General features: G+C 32.5%; 13 protein-coding genes and 1 riboswitch. All 13 genes read right to left on the bottom strand.

Translation table 11 applies throughout. The features are described from left to right. Window positions 1-122: 122 nt before the first annotated feature. The 13 genes from tsaD to fliS all read right to left on the bottom strand — a co-directional run bounded on the left by tsaD (window position 123) and on the right by fliS (window position 14,958). Window positions 123-1,145: a tRNA (adenosine(37)-N6)-threonylcarbamoyltransferase complex transferase subunit TsaD gene (gene tsaD / locus BQ9840_RS09990; RefSeq protein WP_077369649.1), complete on the bottom strand. Its 1,023-nt coding sequence runs from the start codon at window positions 1,143-1,145 to the stop codon at window positions 123-125. A gap of 14 nt (window positions 1,146-1,159) precedes the next feature. Then, entirely contained in the window at window positions 1,160-1,609 is a 450-nt protein-coding gene (gene rimI / locus BQ9840_RS12755; RefSeq protein ID WP_077369648.1) for a ribosomal protein S18-alanine N-acetyltransferase, read from the bottom strand. A gap of 7 nt (window positions 1,610-1,616) precedes the next feature. Continuing rightward, complete coding sequence (gene tsaB / locus BQ9840_RS09980) at window positions 1,617-2,309, bottom strand: tRNA (adenosine(37)-N6)-threonylcarbamoyltransferase complex dimerization subunit type 1 TsaB (RefSeq protein ID WP_077369647.1); 693 nt, start codon at window positions 2,307-2,309, stop codon at window positions 1,617-1,619. Next, a complete protein-coding gene (gene tsaE, locus BQ9840_RS09975; RefSeq protein ID WP_077369646.1) occupies window positions 2,306-2,767 on the bottom strand; it encodes a tRNA (adenosine(37)-N6)-threonylcarbamoyltransferase complex ATPase subunit type 1 TsaE in 462 nt (153 codons plus the stop codon). Before tsaE ends, tsaB begins: the two co-directional genes overlap by 4 nt. A 156-nt stretch (window positions 2,768-2,923) precedes the next feature. Next, on the bottom strand, window positions 2,924-3,532 hold the full coding sequence (locus BQ9840_RS09970) for an ECF transporter S component (protein WP_077369645.1): 609 nt from the start codon (window positions 3,530-3,532) through the stop codon (window positions 2,924-2,926). A gap of 105 nt (window positions 3,533-3,637) precedes the next feature. Beyond that, window positions 3,638-3,759: riboswitch (FMN riboswitch) on the bottom strand. A gap of 54 nt (window positions 3,760-3,813) precedes the next feature. Further along, window positions 3,814-4,974: an amidohydrolase gene (locus BQ9840_RS09965; RefSeq protein ID WP_077369644.1), complete on the bottom strand. Its 1,161-nt coding sequence runs from the start codon at window positions 4,972-4,974 to the stop codon at window positions 3,814-3,816. A gap of 34 nt (window positions 4,975-5,008) precedes the next feature. Continuing rightward, a complete protein-coding gene (locus BQ9840_RS09960) occupies window positions 5,009-6,772 on the bottom strand; it encodes a hybrid sensor histidine kinase/response regulator (RefSeq protein ID WP_077369643.1) in 1,764 nt (587 codons plus the stop codon). Window positions 6,773-6,790: 18 nt separating this feature from the next. Further along, window positions 6,791-8,893: a Tex family protein gene (locus tag BQ9840_RS09955; RefSeq protein WP_077369642.1), complete on the bottom strand. Its 2,103-nt coding sequence runs from the start codon at window positions 8,891-8,893 to the stop codon at window positions 6,791-6,793. A gap of 161 nt (window positions 8,894-9,054) precedes the next feature. Then, a protein-coding gene (gene prfB, locus BQ9840_RS09950) for a peptide chain release factor 2 (protein WP_097677481.1) occupies window positions 9,055-10,165 on the bottom strand; the annotation gives its coding sequence in 2 pieces (ribosomal slippage) (window positions 9,055-10,089 and window positions 10,091-10,165; 1,110 coding nt in all). A 16-nt stretch (window positions 10,166-10,181) separates the two neighbouring features. Next, the gene (gene secA, locus BQ9840_RS09945) at window positions 10,182-12,923 is read right to left on the bottom strand and encodes a preprotein translocase subunit SecA (RefSeq protein WP_077369641.1); all 2,742 of its coding nucleotides are present in this window, start codon (window positions 12,921-12,923) and stop codon (window positions 10,182-10,184) included. A gap of 202 nt (window positions 12,924-13,125) precedes the next feature. Continuing rightward, a complete protein-coding gene (hpf, locus tag BQ9840_RS09940; protein ID WP_077369640.1) occupies window positions 13,126-13,662 on the bottom strand; it encodes a ribosome hibernation-promoting factor, HPF/YfiA family in 537 nt (178 codons plus the stop codon). Window positions 13,663-14,089: 427 nt separating this feature from the next. Then, window positions 14,090-14,560, bottom strand: a complete 471-nt coding sequence (flgN, locus tag BQ9840_RS09935; RefSeq protein WP_077369639.1) for a flagellar export chaperone FlgN — start codon at window positions 14,558-14,560, stop codon at window positions 14,090-14,092. An 8-nt stretch (window positions 14,561-14,568) separates the two neighbouring features. Next, window positions 14,569-14,958, bottom strand: a complete 390-nt coding sequence (gene fliS / locus BQ9840_RS09930; protein ID WP_077369638.1) for a flagellar export chaperone FliS — start codon at window positions 14,956-14,958, stop codon at window positions 14,569-14,571. Window positions 14,959-14,968 lie beyond the last annotated feature (10 nt).

Genomic DNA, 14,968 nt, shown 5'->3' with positions numbered 1-14,968 from the left:
CACATGTTTATCCACAAGTACATGCCCTATTCTATCAAATATTTCTCAAGTTCTCCACATTATCCACACTTTTTTAATTATTTGCTAATTGAAGTGTGGATAATATGTGCAAAAATTGTTGATTATTTCACTCCCAATTCTAAATTTGGCTCAACATTTAAGTCGAAATTTGAAGTAAACCCATCTATATAATTAAAATATGCAGCAGAACCAATCATTGCAGCATTGTCTGTACACAATATGGTGGAAGGATATTTGATTTCAATTCCTTCTTCCTTTCCTCTACTCTCTAGTAGATTTCTTAGTCCTGTATTAGCTGCTACTCCTCCTGCCAATACAATAGTTTTACTTTTTCTTTCCAATGCAAGTTTGATACTCTTTTCTACAAGCACTTCTATTGCAGCCTGTTGAAAACTTGCGGCCACATCTTCTACTACTATCTCTTCACCCATTTGCTTTGCATGATTAAGATAATTTAATACAGCAGTTTTAAGCCCACTAAAACTAAAGTCATATCCTTTTTCATCTAAGCAAGGTCTAGGAAAATCTATAGCTTTTCTATTGCCTTCATATGACATCTTGTCAATAAGTGGTCCTCCAGGATAAGGAAGTCCTAAGGATCTGGCAACTTTGTCAAAAGCTTCCCCTGCAGCATCATCTCTAGTTCTACCTATCATTTCATAATCTGTGTATGAATTTGCTTGGACTAAATAAGTATGTCCACCAGATACCACTAGACAAGTAAAAGGTGGCTTTAAATCACTATGGGTAATATAGTTGGCACAAATATGCCCTTCTATATGATTAACACCTACAAGTGGTACATTTAATCCATATGCAATGGCCTTGGCACTTGATATTCCAACTAAAAGTGCTCCTACCAATCCAGGTCCTCTTGTAACCCCTACTATATCCACATCACTAAATCCAATTTTAGCTTCATCAAGAGCTTGTTGTATGATACTATTAATGCTTTCAATGTGCTTTCTTGAAGCTACCTCTGGCACTACTCCACCAAATTTCCTATGTATCTCTATTTGTGAAGAGATAACATTTGAAAGTACTTCCCTACCACCTCTAAGAACTGCACAAGAAGTCTCATCACAGGAAGTCTCTATTGCTAATGTAATAATATTCTTTTCCATTGTTTTCACCTCTGTTAACCATCTATTCTTTTCCACATAATAATTGCATCCTCATTGTCATCAGCATAATATTTCGGTCTAATTCCATATTCTTTAAATCCATATTGTTTGTAAAGATTTTTTGCTACTTCATTAGACTTTCTTACTTCCAATGTCATAGCTCTTATATTTCTTACACTACACACATCTATTAGACCCTCTATTATTTTTTTACCTATACCTAATCCTCTATAATCCTTATGCACTGCAATATTAGTAATATGTCCTTCATCTATTATAAGCCATATACCACCATAGCCTACTATCTTTCCATCTGCCTCTGCAACAACATATTTTGCAAGCATATTCTGTGTTATTTCCACAACAAAAGAATCCTTAGACCAAGGTGTAGTAAAAGAAATCTTTTCAATTTCTATCACATCATCTATATGCTCTTCTGTCATTTCCTTAATAATTATATCCATGTACTCACTACCTTTTTTTTAATTCTCTTTGAGCTTGAGACTCTCTTAAATAATCAGGAACTAATTCAAAATAGTTCTCTCTTTCTCCTGTATTCCATTTATTTAATGCTAATTCCCCTACACTTGAAGCCCTTGACATATTTAGTGATACAGGTGCAAATAGTGCCTTATCTAGAAGTCTATCCATTATTCTCTCTTTAAACACATTTGTGCCATCACCATTGAACATAACCATTTCATAATTATCATCTATAAAATCTAAAAGTTCATCAACTTCAAATATTGTGGGTTCTAATACATTTAAAAGTATTCCATTTTCCCATCTATATATTCCAGTGAAAACTCTATCCCTTCTTGCATCCATAATTGGAATAATTGTATCTCCCCAAGGTATATTAAAAGCCAATGCTTCTAGTGTAGATATACCCAAAACTGGTTTGTCTACTACATGAGCCAATCCTTTTATAGTTGCCAGTCCTATTCTAAGTCCTGTAAAAGAACCTGGTCCTACTGCTGCTGCAAACAAATCAATATCTTCTGGCCTCAATCCTAAACTATCCATTACAACTTTTATCATTGGAATAAGCTTTTCTGAATGAGTCATATCTTGATTTAATGTAAATTCACCTAATACTTTCTCCTCATCAACCACAGCACATGTTGCTACTACACTTGATGTATCTACTGCCAATACTTTCACTTATCTCTCAACTCCTCTATTATCCTATTGCTTTTTTCTCCACTACCATAAATACACAATATTCTTTCGTCAATATGGGAACCCATTTTCATTTCAATGGTTAGTAAATCCTCTGGCAATGCCTTTTCTATTTTATTACCCCATTCTATGATAGTAACCCCCTTAGAATAAAAATATTCTTCAAATCCTAAGTCTAGAATATCTTCTACTCCTTCCAATCTGTAAACATCAAAATGATATAGGGGAACTCTTCCCTTGTATTCATTTATAAGTGTAAAAGTAGGGCTAGTTACATAGTCTTTAACGCCTAAACCCTTGGCTATTGACTTGGTCAAAGTAGTCTTTCCTGCTCCTAAATCTCCAATAAAGCAGATGACTTCTCCACCTTTAAGTATACTGCCTAACTTTAAACCAAAATCTTCTGTTTCTTTTAATCCATCTAAAGTAATCTTAAGCATTTCATTCAACTCCTATATTATATGAATCATATCAATTATAGCATTTACAATTTCATTGTGCTATATTAAACTAACTTAAATATTTGCCCCCGGCACTAACTTACTAACTTATTGACAATAAAATAGGACAGAGTATAGTACTCTGTCCAGCCAATATTATTTATGGAGTATCGGTGATACTCTTTTGTATAGAAGGAATGTTATCAATGTTACAATAATGCCTTTCAATAGGTTAAATGGTACAATTGCATATAATATTAGTGATTTGAAATCCACTACATATTTGTTCACTGCATTTCCCATGGAAACAATTGCGTCTAATGGCGCATTAAATAACTTTGCATAAAAAGGTATCATAACATAATAGTTTGCAAAAGACATGACAACAGTCATAGCTAATGTGCCTAGTGCCATCCCTAATACTGCATTCTTGATGTTTTTATTCTTATGATATATATAACCTGCAACATATACAAATACACTTCCTACAACAAAATTTGCAGCCTCACCCACTACCATAGTAGTAGTCCCATCAATAGCTAGATTCAATAAGTTTTTGATAAGTTCAATCATTACTCCTGCCATAGGCCCTAATGCAAAAGAACCCATAAGTGCTGGTACTTCACTTAAATCCATCTTCAAAAATCCAGGTGCAAACCATAGTGGAAACTCTAGTAGCATAAGTACAAAGGCAATGGCTGAAAGTACACCAATTTTTGTAAGAGTTTTTGCTGAAACTCTACCTCTTTCTTTTTTTAGTTCCATTGTTTAATCCCTCCAATTTTGTTATTTCTTCAGGGATTATTAAAATAATAAAGCCCCGAAGATATTTCTTCGGGGCACATATACTCAAATAAATAAGCATGTGTATAAAATCTTCTTCCATCCAGACTTTAACTGTCGGTCTTGGAGTTTCACCAAGTCAACCAAATTGCTTTGGCTCGCGGACTATCACCGCCGGTGAGGAATTGCACCTCGCCCTGAAGATAATCTATATTTTCACTTATATTATACATTTATATCTATTTATAGTCAACTTAATTATACTATCTTCTATAAACTATTTCGCCATCTATAATAGTCATATAAGTTTTTGAATCTATATCCTTAAGAGGATTTCCATCAAATATAACTATATCTGCATCTTTACCCACTTCGATACTACCTACTCTATCAGCAATACCTACTATTTCTGCTGGATTAATAGTTATAGCTTTTAAAGCTTCCATCTCATCTAATCCTGATCTTGCTGCAAGTCCAGCACAAAGAGCTAAATATTGTTCTGGAATAACTGGTGAATCTGTCATAATAGCAATCTTAACTCCTGCTTCATGAAGAATTCTAGGAGTATCGAAAGTTTGGTTTCTAAGCTCTATCTTAGATCTATCAGTCAATGATGGACCTACTATAGCTGGTCTACCTTCTTCAGCTAGGATATCTGCAATCAAATGCCCTTCTGTACAGTGATCTAATGTAATATCTATATCAAATTCCTTTGCAATTCTAATTGCAGTTAAAATATCATCTGCTCTGTGGGCATGAGCTTTTAGTGGGATTTCTTTTTTTATAACTTTAACCATTGCTTCCATTCCCATGTCAAATTCAGGCATCTTTGATGGTTCTTCCACTGCACTTTCTTTCTTTTCTAAATAATCCTTAGCTTTAAATAAAGTCTCTCTCAAAATTGCTGCTGTAGCCATTCTGGTAATAGGTGATTTTTTCTGACTTTCATATACTCTTTTTGGGTTTTCACCAAATGCAACCTTCATAGCTACAGGTTCCTTAAGAATCATATCATCTACCCTTTTGCCATGAGTTTTAATAGCTACAAACTGACCACCTACAACATTAGCACTTCCAGGTCCAGTAACTGCAGTTGTTACTCCGCCTTCACAAGCTTCTCTAACAGTAACATCCATTGGATTTAATCCATCAATTGCTCTAAGTTGTGGAGTTACAGGATCAACCCACTCGTTTCCATCGTCACCTTCAAACCCCATACCATCTTCCCACATGCCTAAGTGACAATGAGCATCAATAAATCCAGGAGTAACCATTCTACCCTCAGCATCAATAACTTCTGCATCTAATGGTGCTACAATATCCTTTCCTACTTCCACTATCTTACCATCATCAATCAGTATACTACCACCTTCAATTACATTTCCTGCCATAGTATAAATATAACCATTTTTAATATATAACATATTCAGTGCCCCCTTATAGAAATATTTAGTTTATCTAATTAACATTATAGCTTTTATTCTTATTACCATCAATAATATTAAGGGCTTTTCCTAAAACATCTGCTAATTCTTCAACGCTACAGGGCTTCTTAAGCACATAATCTATTGTATTTGATTTTTCGTATACTTTATCCGAATACCCTGTAAGTAGTATAAATGGTTTCTCTGGATATTTTTCTTTTACCAACTTAGATACTTCTAATCCATTTATATTTGGCATTGAATAATCACATATCACAATGTCATAAAGATTTTCATCAAGCCTACTTAGTACACTTTCACTATTCGTCTCTACTTCAGCACTCATATCCACCAGCCCAATTAACTCAGCAATAGTCTTTGCCACTGGATACTTATCATCTACTACCAATACCTTTGCTCCATGTATGAATTCACTATTCATTTCATCTTCCACATATCTAATCTCTTTTATGTTTTCCGGAAATATAGTTGTAAAAGTAGTTCCCACACCCATTTCACTATCAACAACTATATCCGCAGAGTGGTTTTCAATTATCTTTTTTGCAGTATTTAAACCTAATCCTGTACCTTCTTTTCCCTTAGTAGTAAAGAATGGATCAAAAATTCTCCTTTTTACGTTTTCACTCATTCCAACTCCTGTATCTGTAATTTGAACATATACTTTTTCATTTTCATCGTAAGTTTTAACAGTAAGAGTACCTCCATCTTCCATGGCAGCCAAAGCATTTAAAAGCACATTCAAAAACACCTGTCGTATTTCAAATTCATCAGCATATATACATCTTTCAGAATTCAATTCTTCTTTAAGTACAATTTCTTTTCCCAACTTCTCAGTATTAAACTTAATTTTATACTTAATCATATTAATACTACTTTTAACTAAATCATTTATCCTATGTAGCTTTTTTTCCCTTATATTGTTACCTTTTATAAATTCCTGAATCTTATCTACCATTGCCTTTCCATCCATCGCAGTATTATAAATTACATTAAGGTAATCTTTTAATTGATTTTCTATATCCTTAAATAACCCTATTTGAGAAAATCCAACAATAGTAGTTAACAGATTGTTGAAATCATGAGTGAAACCCTCCACCAATTCTCCCAAATTCTTTAAATATTCAATTCGTTTCATTTCTTGTCTATACTCTTCATCTGTTTGTTGTTTTTTTGACAAATACAAAAGTGAATAACTTATCAATTCTAAATAAGTATATTTTTTGCCAGTTTTATCATCATCTAATACAAATACATCATGAAGACTAATTAGTTTTACAAATTCCTTTTCAGATAAATCGTCTACAATATATTTAATAATTACCATGATATTTTTTTCTTTACAAAGAGCTTTTAATTTTTTATGATAACTATATAATCCTTTCTTAGTACAGTTTTTAATAATATAATTATTCCTAGTCCCATATATGAGTACTTTTTCAATACCTTTTTCCCTTAAAGCATCTATCTCTTTTTCATACAATTTTATAGCACTTTCTAAATCTATTGTATCTTCTTCTATTAATAATTCTTCTATATCTATACATATTAACTGTCCATTCTCAACTTTTTCAAATAAATCCATTTGAAAGAATTTTGACAAGGCTTCAAAATCTGGTTTTTCTTTATTACCTTTATACAAATAAATAAGCGATCCATTCTCCTCCACTAACTTCATAGCTAATTTATCAAATTGATTAATACTCTTGCCTAATGATTTTAAACCTATAAATCCGCAAAATAATCCCCCTTGGTAACAACACTCATTAATATCGCTCATATTACCACCTCCTAGTGGTTAAACATCTTTCATGCTTAGAGATATTTTACCCTTTGAAACATCTACATCCAATACTTTAACTTTTACTATGTCTCCAACTTTTACTACTTCCATAGGGTGTTTTACATAATTATCACTAAGCTTAGAGATATGAACTAATCCATCTTGTTTTACTCCTATATCTACAAATGCTCCAAAGTCAACTACATTCCTTACAGTACCCGTAAGAATCATATCTGGTTTTAAATCCTCCATATTTAGAACATCAACTCTAAATATAGGCTTAGGCATATCTTCCCTTGGATCTCTTCCCGGTTTTTTAAGCTCTTTTATTATGTCCTTAAGGGTAGGAAGTCCAACATTCAACTCTTCTGCTAGCGTTTTTGCAAATGCATCATCCAATGCTGATCTTTCTAAAATAGCTTCAGCTATTTCATAAGACTCTGGATGAACTCCCGTATTATCTAATGGATTTTCTCCATCAGGTATTCTCAAAAACCCTGCACATTGAACAAATGTCTTATCTCCTAATCCTTTGACTTTCAACAATTGTTTCCTGTTTTTAAACTTTCCTACTTCCTCTCGATACTCAACTATGTTCTTTGCAACCCTATTAGATATACCAGAAACATAGTTAAGTAGTGAAACGCTAGCAGTGTTTAAATCTACCCCCACTGTATTTACACAGTCTTCTACAACCCCTTTTAATGCAACATCCAACTTAGTTTGATTTAAATCATGCTGATATTGCCCAACACCTATGTGTTTAGGCTCAATCTTTACAAGTTCAGCCATTGGATCTTGTAGCCTTCTAGCTATAGAAATGGCTCCTCTAATGGAAACATCCAACTCTGGAAATTCTTCATTTGCTACCTTTGAAGCAGAATATACACTTGCTCCTGCTTCACTTACTATCACATAAGATACTTCTCTGTCTAGCTCCCTAATGGTTTCTGCAACCACTACCTCAGTCTCTCTAGACGCTGTTCCATTTCCTATTGTTAGAACATCTACATCATATTTATTTATTAATTCACTAAGCTTTTCTTTTGTCTTTTCTACTTGATTTTGTGGTTCAGTAGGATACACTACTGTGTTCTCTAAGTATTTGCCAGTTTCATCTACAACAGCCACCTTACATCCTGTCCTAAAACCTGGGTCTACCCCCATTACAACCTTCCCCTTAATAGGTGACTGCATCAAAAGTGGTTTTAAATTAGCTGCAAATACTTTTATGGCTTCTTCTTCCGCTCTTTCAGTAAGATTTGACCTTACTTCCCTCTCTATAGAAGGAGACAATAATCTTTTGTATCCATCTATAATAGCGCCATCTAAATACATAGTAGTTATAGCTTTACTGTTTGATATCATACTATTCCTTATGATATCAAGTATTTCTTCTTCTGGAACTTCTATCTTTACTCTTAAGAACTTCTCTTTTTCTCCCCTATTAATTGCCAATATCCTATGATTTGGAATAGATCTAACTCTTTCCCTATAGGAATAGTACATCTCATAAACAGATTCGCTATCTTTTTCAACCGCCTCTGTAAAAATAACCCCCTTTTCCATATATATTTTTCTTATAGTCTTTCTAAACTCTGCATTATCAGAAACTATCTCAGCAATTATGTCCATGGCGCCATTAAATGCTTCTTCCGTAGTATTTACACCCTTTTCTTCATCAATAAAAGGCAATGCTATCTCATCTAAAGTTCCTTTAAGGCATGAATTACTAAGTATTAATTCTGCTAATGGTTCTAAACCTTTTTCTTTTGCCATAGTAGCTCTAGTTCTTCTCTTTTGCTTGAAAGGTCTATACAAATCTTCTACTCTTTGAAGAGTTTCAGAAGACAGTATCTCGCTTTTTAGTTCACTAGTAAGTTTTCCCTGTTCATCTATAAGGCGAATTACTTCTTCCTGCCTAGTTTCTAAATTTCTTAAATAGCTAAGTCTTTCATCTAGTTCCCTTAAAATGACATCATTAAGTTCTCCAGTTTGTTCTTTTCTGTACCTAGCAATAAAAGGAATAGTATTGCCATCATCTATAAGTTTTATAGTGTTCTCAACTTGAAATCTCTTTAGTTTAAATTCATTTACCAAAATGTTTATTATATCCATTAAAATTTACCATCCTCTTTAAATATTTATATAAATTAAACAATAAGTTTACATTTATCAATTAAATACACTTATATGTGCTATACTACACTAGCTATATTCTACATACAATTTATAATTCCTTTATTTTTTGTAAATTTTTTTAACAAAACAAAAAGCCCTTAATTTTTAAGGGCTTTTTGTTTTAAATATTCATTTATGAAAATATCTAAATCTCCATCCATTACTCCATTTATATCTCCAACTTCTGCATTAGTCCTATGGTCTTTAACTAGATTATAAGGATGAAATACATAGGATCTAATTTGAGAACCCCAAGCAATTTGGGTATACTTCCCTTGTAAGTCTTCGATTTTTTCCTTGTGTTCTTCTTCTTTAAGCTGTATAAGCTTTGCCTTTAACATTCTCATTGCAGTTGTCTTGTTACTAAGCTGAGATCTTTCGTTTTGACATTGAACAACAATCCCAGTTGGAATATGGGTTATTCTAACAGCTGAGTCAGTGGTGTTTACATACTGACCTCCAGCACCACTAGACCTATAAGTGTCTATTTTTAAATCACTTGCATTTATATCTATCTCATTATCATCATCTATTTCAGGATATACATCTACACTGGCAAATGAAGTATGCCTTCTCCCAGATGAATCAAAAGGTGATATTCTAACCAATCTATGAACTCCTTTTTCTGCTTTCAAATACCCATAGGCATTAAACCCTCCTATACGAAGAGTGACACTCTTTATGCCTCCCTCTGTATCAGGTAAAATATCTAAGGTATCTACCTTAAATTCCTTACTTTCTGCCCAACGTCTATACATTCTTAAAAGCATTTCTGCCCAGTCTTGTGCTTCCAATCCTCCTGCACCTGAGTGAATTGAAAGAATTGCATTTTTCTTGTCATAGTCTCCACTCAATAGAGTATCTAATTTTAACCTTTGAATATTTTTATTGACTCTTACAAAAACATTTTTAACTTCTCCTACCATAGAGTAATCTTCTTCTTCAAAGACTAAATCTATTAAGACTTCTAAGTCTTCTACTTCCTCACACAATTTCTCGTAGTATTCTACCTTGTCTTTTAAGTTTTTCGATTCTTGAAGAATCTTTTGAGCTCTTTCTTGATCATCCCAAAAGTCCTTTTCTATGGCCAAAGTATCTAATTCTTTCACTCTTTTTTTTATATTATCCAAGTCAAAGAGAAACACCCAGCTCATCTATTGCTTGTTTCATATCAGCAATCCTATCTCTATACTCATATAGTTCTTCCATTGAATCACTCCTTTAATTATAAATCTTTTCCACAGCATTTCTTATATTTCAAACCACTGCCACATGGACAAGGATCATTTCTTCCAATTTTTTTGCCTTTAACTATTGGTTTTTGTTTTACATCTTCACCATTTTGATTAGTTCCAGCTACTTTAGCTACTCTTTTTCTTTCGATCTTATCAGGCATCTCCACATGATACAAGAAGCGAACAGTATCAATTTGAATGTTCTTAATCATCTCTTCAAACATATCAAATCCTTCAACTTGATAAGCTCTAACTGGATCTTCTTGACCATAGGCCCTAAGACCAATTCCCTGTCTCAACTGATCCATAGCATCAATATGATCCATCCACTTATTGTCAACTACTTGAAGTAAAATAACTCTTTCGATTTCTCTAAATCTTTCTTCTCCAATTTCAGTTTCTTTATTTCTATACAATTCTTCTGCAAGCTTAATCAATTCTTCTTTAAGTTCTTCATCAGAATATTTTTTAACTCTTTCAAGAGTTAAATATCCCTTTGGTAAAAATATACTGCCTAAATAAACTTCAAGACCTTCTAAATCCCATTCTTCAGGATAGTTACTTCCTTGAGAATACATAGTTATTGCATCTTCTATTATTCTCTTAATCATTGAAACAATGTGGTCTCTTAAATTTTCTCCTTCTAGTACCTTTCTTCTTTCACCATATATTACTTCTCTTTGTTTGTTCATTACATCATCATATTGGAGTACATGTTTTCTTATTGCAAAGTTATTCCCTTCAACTTTCATTTGAGCTCTTTCTATAGATTTTGTCAAAAGATTGTGCTCTAGTGGTTCGTCATCAGGCATACTAGCATTTTCCATAATCCCAATTATTCTTTCTCCTCCAAACAGACGCATCAAATCATCTTCAAGGGAAATATAGAATTTTGTACTTCCTGGGTCTCCTTGACGACCAGCACGACCCCTAAGCTGATTGTCTATTCTTCTTGACTCATGTCGTTCTGTGCCTATTATGTGTAATCCTCCTACTGAAATTACCTTTTCATGTTCACTATCAGTTTCACTCTTATACTTTTCATGTATAGAATTGTATACCTTTCTAGCTTCTACGATTTCTGGATCATCGTTTTCAGCAAAACTATCTACAAGAGATATTATATGATCACTATAGCCTTTTTTCTTCATTTCTGCCTTTGAAAGATACTCTGAATTTCCTCCAAGTACAATATCAGTACCACGTCCAGCCATATTGGTAGCAATAGTCACTGAGCCCATTCTACCTGCTTGAGCAACTATTTCAGCTTCTTTATCATGGTGTTTAGCATTTAATACTTCATGAGTAATTTTTTCTTTTTTAAGAAGTTTACTTAAAACTTCTGATTTTTCTATAGATATAGTTCCAACTAATATAGGTTGACCCTTTGCATGTTTTTCCTTTATCTCTTCTACTACAGCATTGAATTTAGCTTCTTCTGTCTTATAAATCACATCATGATGATCTTCTCTTATGACAGGTTTATTTGTAGGTATTTCCACTACATCCATACCATAGATTTCCTTAAATTCATCTTCCTCTGTTTTAGCTGTACCGGTCATACCAGAAAGTTTATTGTACATTCTAAAGTAGTTTTGGAATGTAATAGTTGCCAATGTCTTAGATTCACTTCTTACATTTAGCCCTTCCTTTGCTTCAATAGCTTGATGTAGACCATCACTATATCTTCTGCCATACATAAGTCTTCCAGTAAATTCATCTACTATGATTACTTCTCCATCTTTTACAACATAGTCAATATCTCTCTTCATAAGATATCTAGCTTTCAATCCTTGATTTACATGATGTGCTATTTCCATATTTTCTGGATCAGCTAGATTTTCTATTCCAAAATAACTTTCAGCTTTTTTAGTTCCCTTCTCTGTCAATGTAACACTTCTTGCCTTTTCATCCATAACAAAATCTACGACTTCTTCTTTTATTTCTCTATTAAATGGATCGGTCTTTGTTTCACTAGGATCTAGCACTCTTCCCTTAAGTCCTCTTACAAATCCATCTGCTACCTTATATAATTCTGTAGATTTGTCTCCTGTACCTGAAATGATAAGAGGTGTTCTAGCTTCATCTACTAATATACTGTCAACCTCGTCAACTATGGCAAAATTTAGTTCTCTTTGAACCATTTCATTTTTAAATATAACCATATTGTCTCTTAGGTAATCAAATCCAAATTCATTGTTTGTACCATAGGTAATATCTGCGTTATAGGCTTTCTTTCTCTCCTCATTGTCCATATCATGTACAATACAGCCTACACTTAATCCTAAGAATTCGTATATTTTTCCCATCCACTCTTTGTCTCTTTTTGCCAAGTAATCATTAACAGTGATTATATGGACACCTTTTCCTGTAAGGGCATTTAAATAAGCAGGAAGTGTAGCAACCAGTGTCTTTCCTTCACCTGTTTTCATTTCAGCTATTCTTCCTTGATGAAGTATTATGCCTCCAAGTAATTGAACTCTAAAATGTCTCATACCTAATACTCTACTAGAAGCTTCCCTCGCTACTGCAAAAGCTTCAGGAATAAGATTGTCTAATTCTTCACCATTACTAAGTCTATCTTTGAATTCTTGAGTCTTACCTCTCAATTCTTCATCAGAAAGTGCTTTATATTCACCTTCTAGTGAATCAATTTCATCCACTATTGGGTAGAGTCTCTTAAGTTCTCTATCGCTATAAGAGCCAAATAGCTTTTCAAATAAGGCTTTCATCATTTTACCACCTCTCAAATTATCCACATCTATCAACTAATTTTATCACTTATCATTTTTAGTTACAACAGTTACTAGTACCTACCTAAATATTTATATTTCCTCTTTCTGTTAACATTATTTCCTGAAGTGAAATAACTAATCCTATATAACGAAAAATTGCAGGATATATATCCTGCAATTCTATATATTAATTATACTATTAAAACTCTGGTTCAATCAAGCCATAATTTCCATCTTTTCTCTTATATACCACATTTACTTCATCTGTTTCAGCATTCATAAACATGAAGAAATTATGTCCTAATAATTCCATCTGTAATAATGCTTCCTCTTCGTGCATTGGTTTCATAAAAAATCTTTTAGTTTTCACGATTTTTGGTTTTTCTTCTTTTTCTTGTTCTTGAGGTAGTGGTTGAATATTTTCAAATCTGATTGTATCTGTATTTTGATATCTCTTTTGAAGTTTTGTCTTGTATTTTCTTATTTGTCTTTCTAGTACATCTACTGCTCTGTCTATTGAAACATACATGTCATCAGTGTACTCTTCTGCTCTAAGTATTGTTCCAGGAAGGTCTATGGTAACTTCGATAATCTGTCTGTTCTTTTCAACACTGAAAGTTACATCAGCTAATACATCCTTATCAAAATACTTGTCAAGCTTACCCATCTTCTTATAAGTAACATCTCTTAGTGCATCTGTAATCTCCATGTTTTTACCTGTAATATTCATCTTCATAAACCCCAACTCCTTTCAGTATAAGTAGGAACTCTACTTATATGTCTTATTAATATATAATACCCACTTAACTTGTCTTATAACATATTTTTTAAAATTAATAAATTATCATAAACTATGAATAAATATTTGAAAAACTATTAACACATACTTGTGGACAGCCTGTGGATAGTTTTTATGAGTTTCTGTGGATAGTGTGTATAATTCTGTTGATAACTGTATATAGTAATTTAAGGCTGTGGATAACTTATTGATAAAAAGTGGACAAAATTTGATGATTTTTCACTCGACTTATTGTGACAACCTTCAAATTTATTCGATAATTATAGTTATTCTTATTGTTGTGTTTTGAATGTGTACAGGCACTATATATAGATTAGTATTCAAAAAGTAATTTTGATGAAAAAAATAGCTACTATTTTAGCAGCTATTTTTTTTCATCTATCATTATATTATTATCTAATACCTTATTGTATCCTTTGTATGCTTTTTGCCCTTTCTTTACAGTTCTTAAGTTTAATTTTATCTTTTCTAAATCTGCTTTTAATGACTTATTGTTTTCTTCATCTAATAAAGATATTGCCATTAAGGTTGATGTTATTTCCTTGACTACATTCTTTAGCTCTTTTAAATTTGGATATTTACTAGTATCTAGTTCATTTAACTCGACTACATTGTTTTCCTTTTTAAGCTCTGCAAAATGAGTCATAAACTTAATATCTAGAGCGTCTATCTCCTTCATTACTTCATCTTTTTTATCTATTATAATATTTACATTGTCCATATCAGATTCACTAATAAATTTCTTTTGCAGCTTTGATAAATCTAATAGTTTATTTAATAATACAAGCTTTTCACTACTAATACTTACGAGTTTATCAACTATATCTTTACTCATCTTTACACCTACTTACTAGCATATCTAGCTTTTTTTACTTCTTGCATAGCTTCCTTCCAAGTATCTCTTAGATCTTGTAAAATCTCCAATGCTTCATCTAATGGAGCTATATCTTTTTCAATATTTCCATCTACTAACTTTTCTAATACAAAGTCATATATACTTCTTAGGTTTTTTGATATTTCATAGTCCATATTTAAAGAAGCATTCAATTCTATAACAATATCCTGAGCTCTCATCAATGCTTCATGGGATTTTACTGTATCTTTGTTTTCAATATTTAATTTTCCAATGTTGATAAATTTTATAGCTCCTTCATATAGCATAAGTGTCAATTCTTCTTTGGTTGCTGTAAAAACAGTGTTTTGCTTGTATTGATTAAGAGCGTTATAACTCATTTAACCCATC

Source organism: Anaerosalibacter sp. Marseille-P3206 (genome assembly GCF_900155565.1).
Classification (GTDB): domain Bacteria; phylum Bacillota; class Clostridia; order Tissierellales; family Sporanaerobacteraceae; genus FUHM01.
Note: the sequence above shows the minus strand (reverse complement) of the source record. Positions and strands in the feature narration are given on the sequence as shown.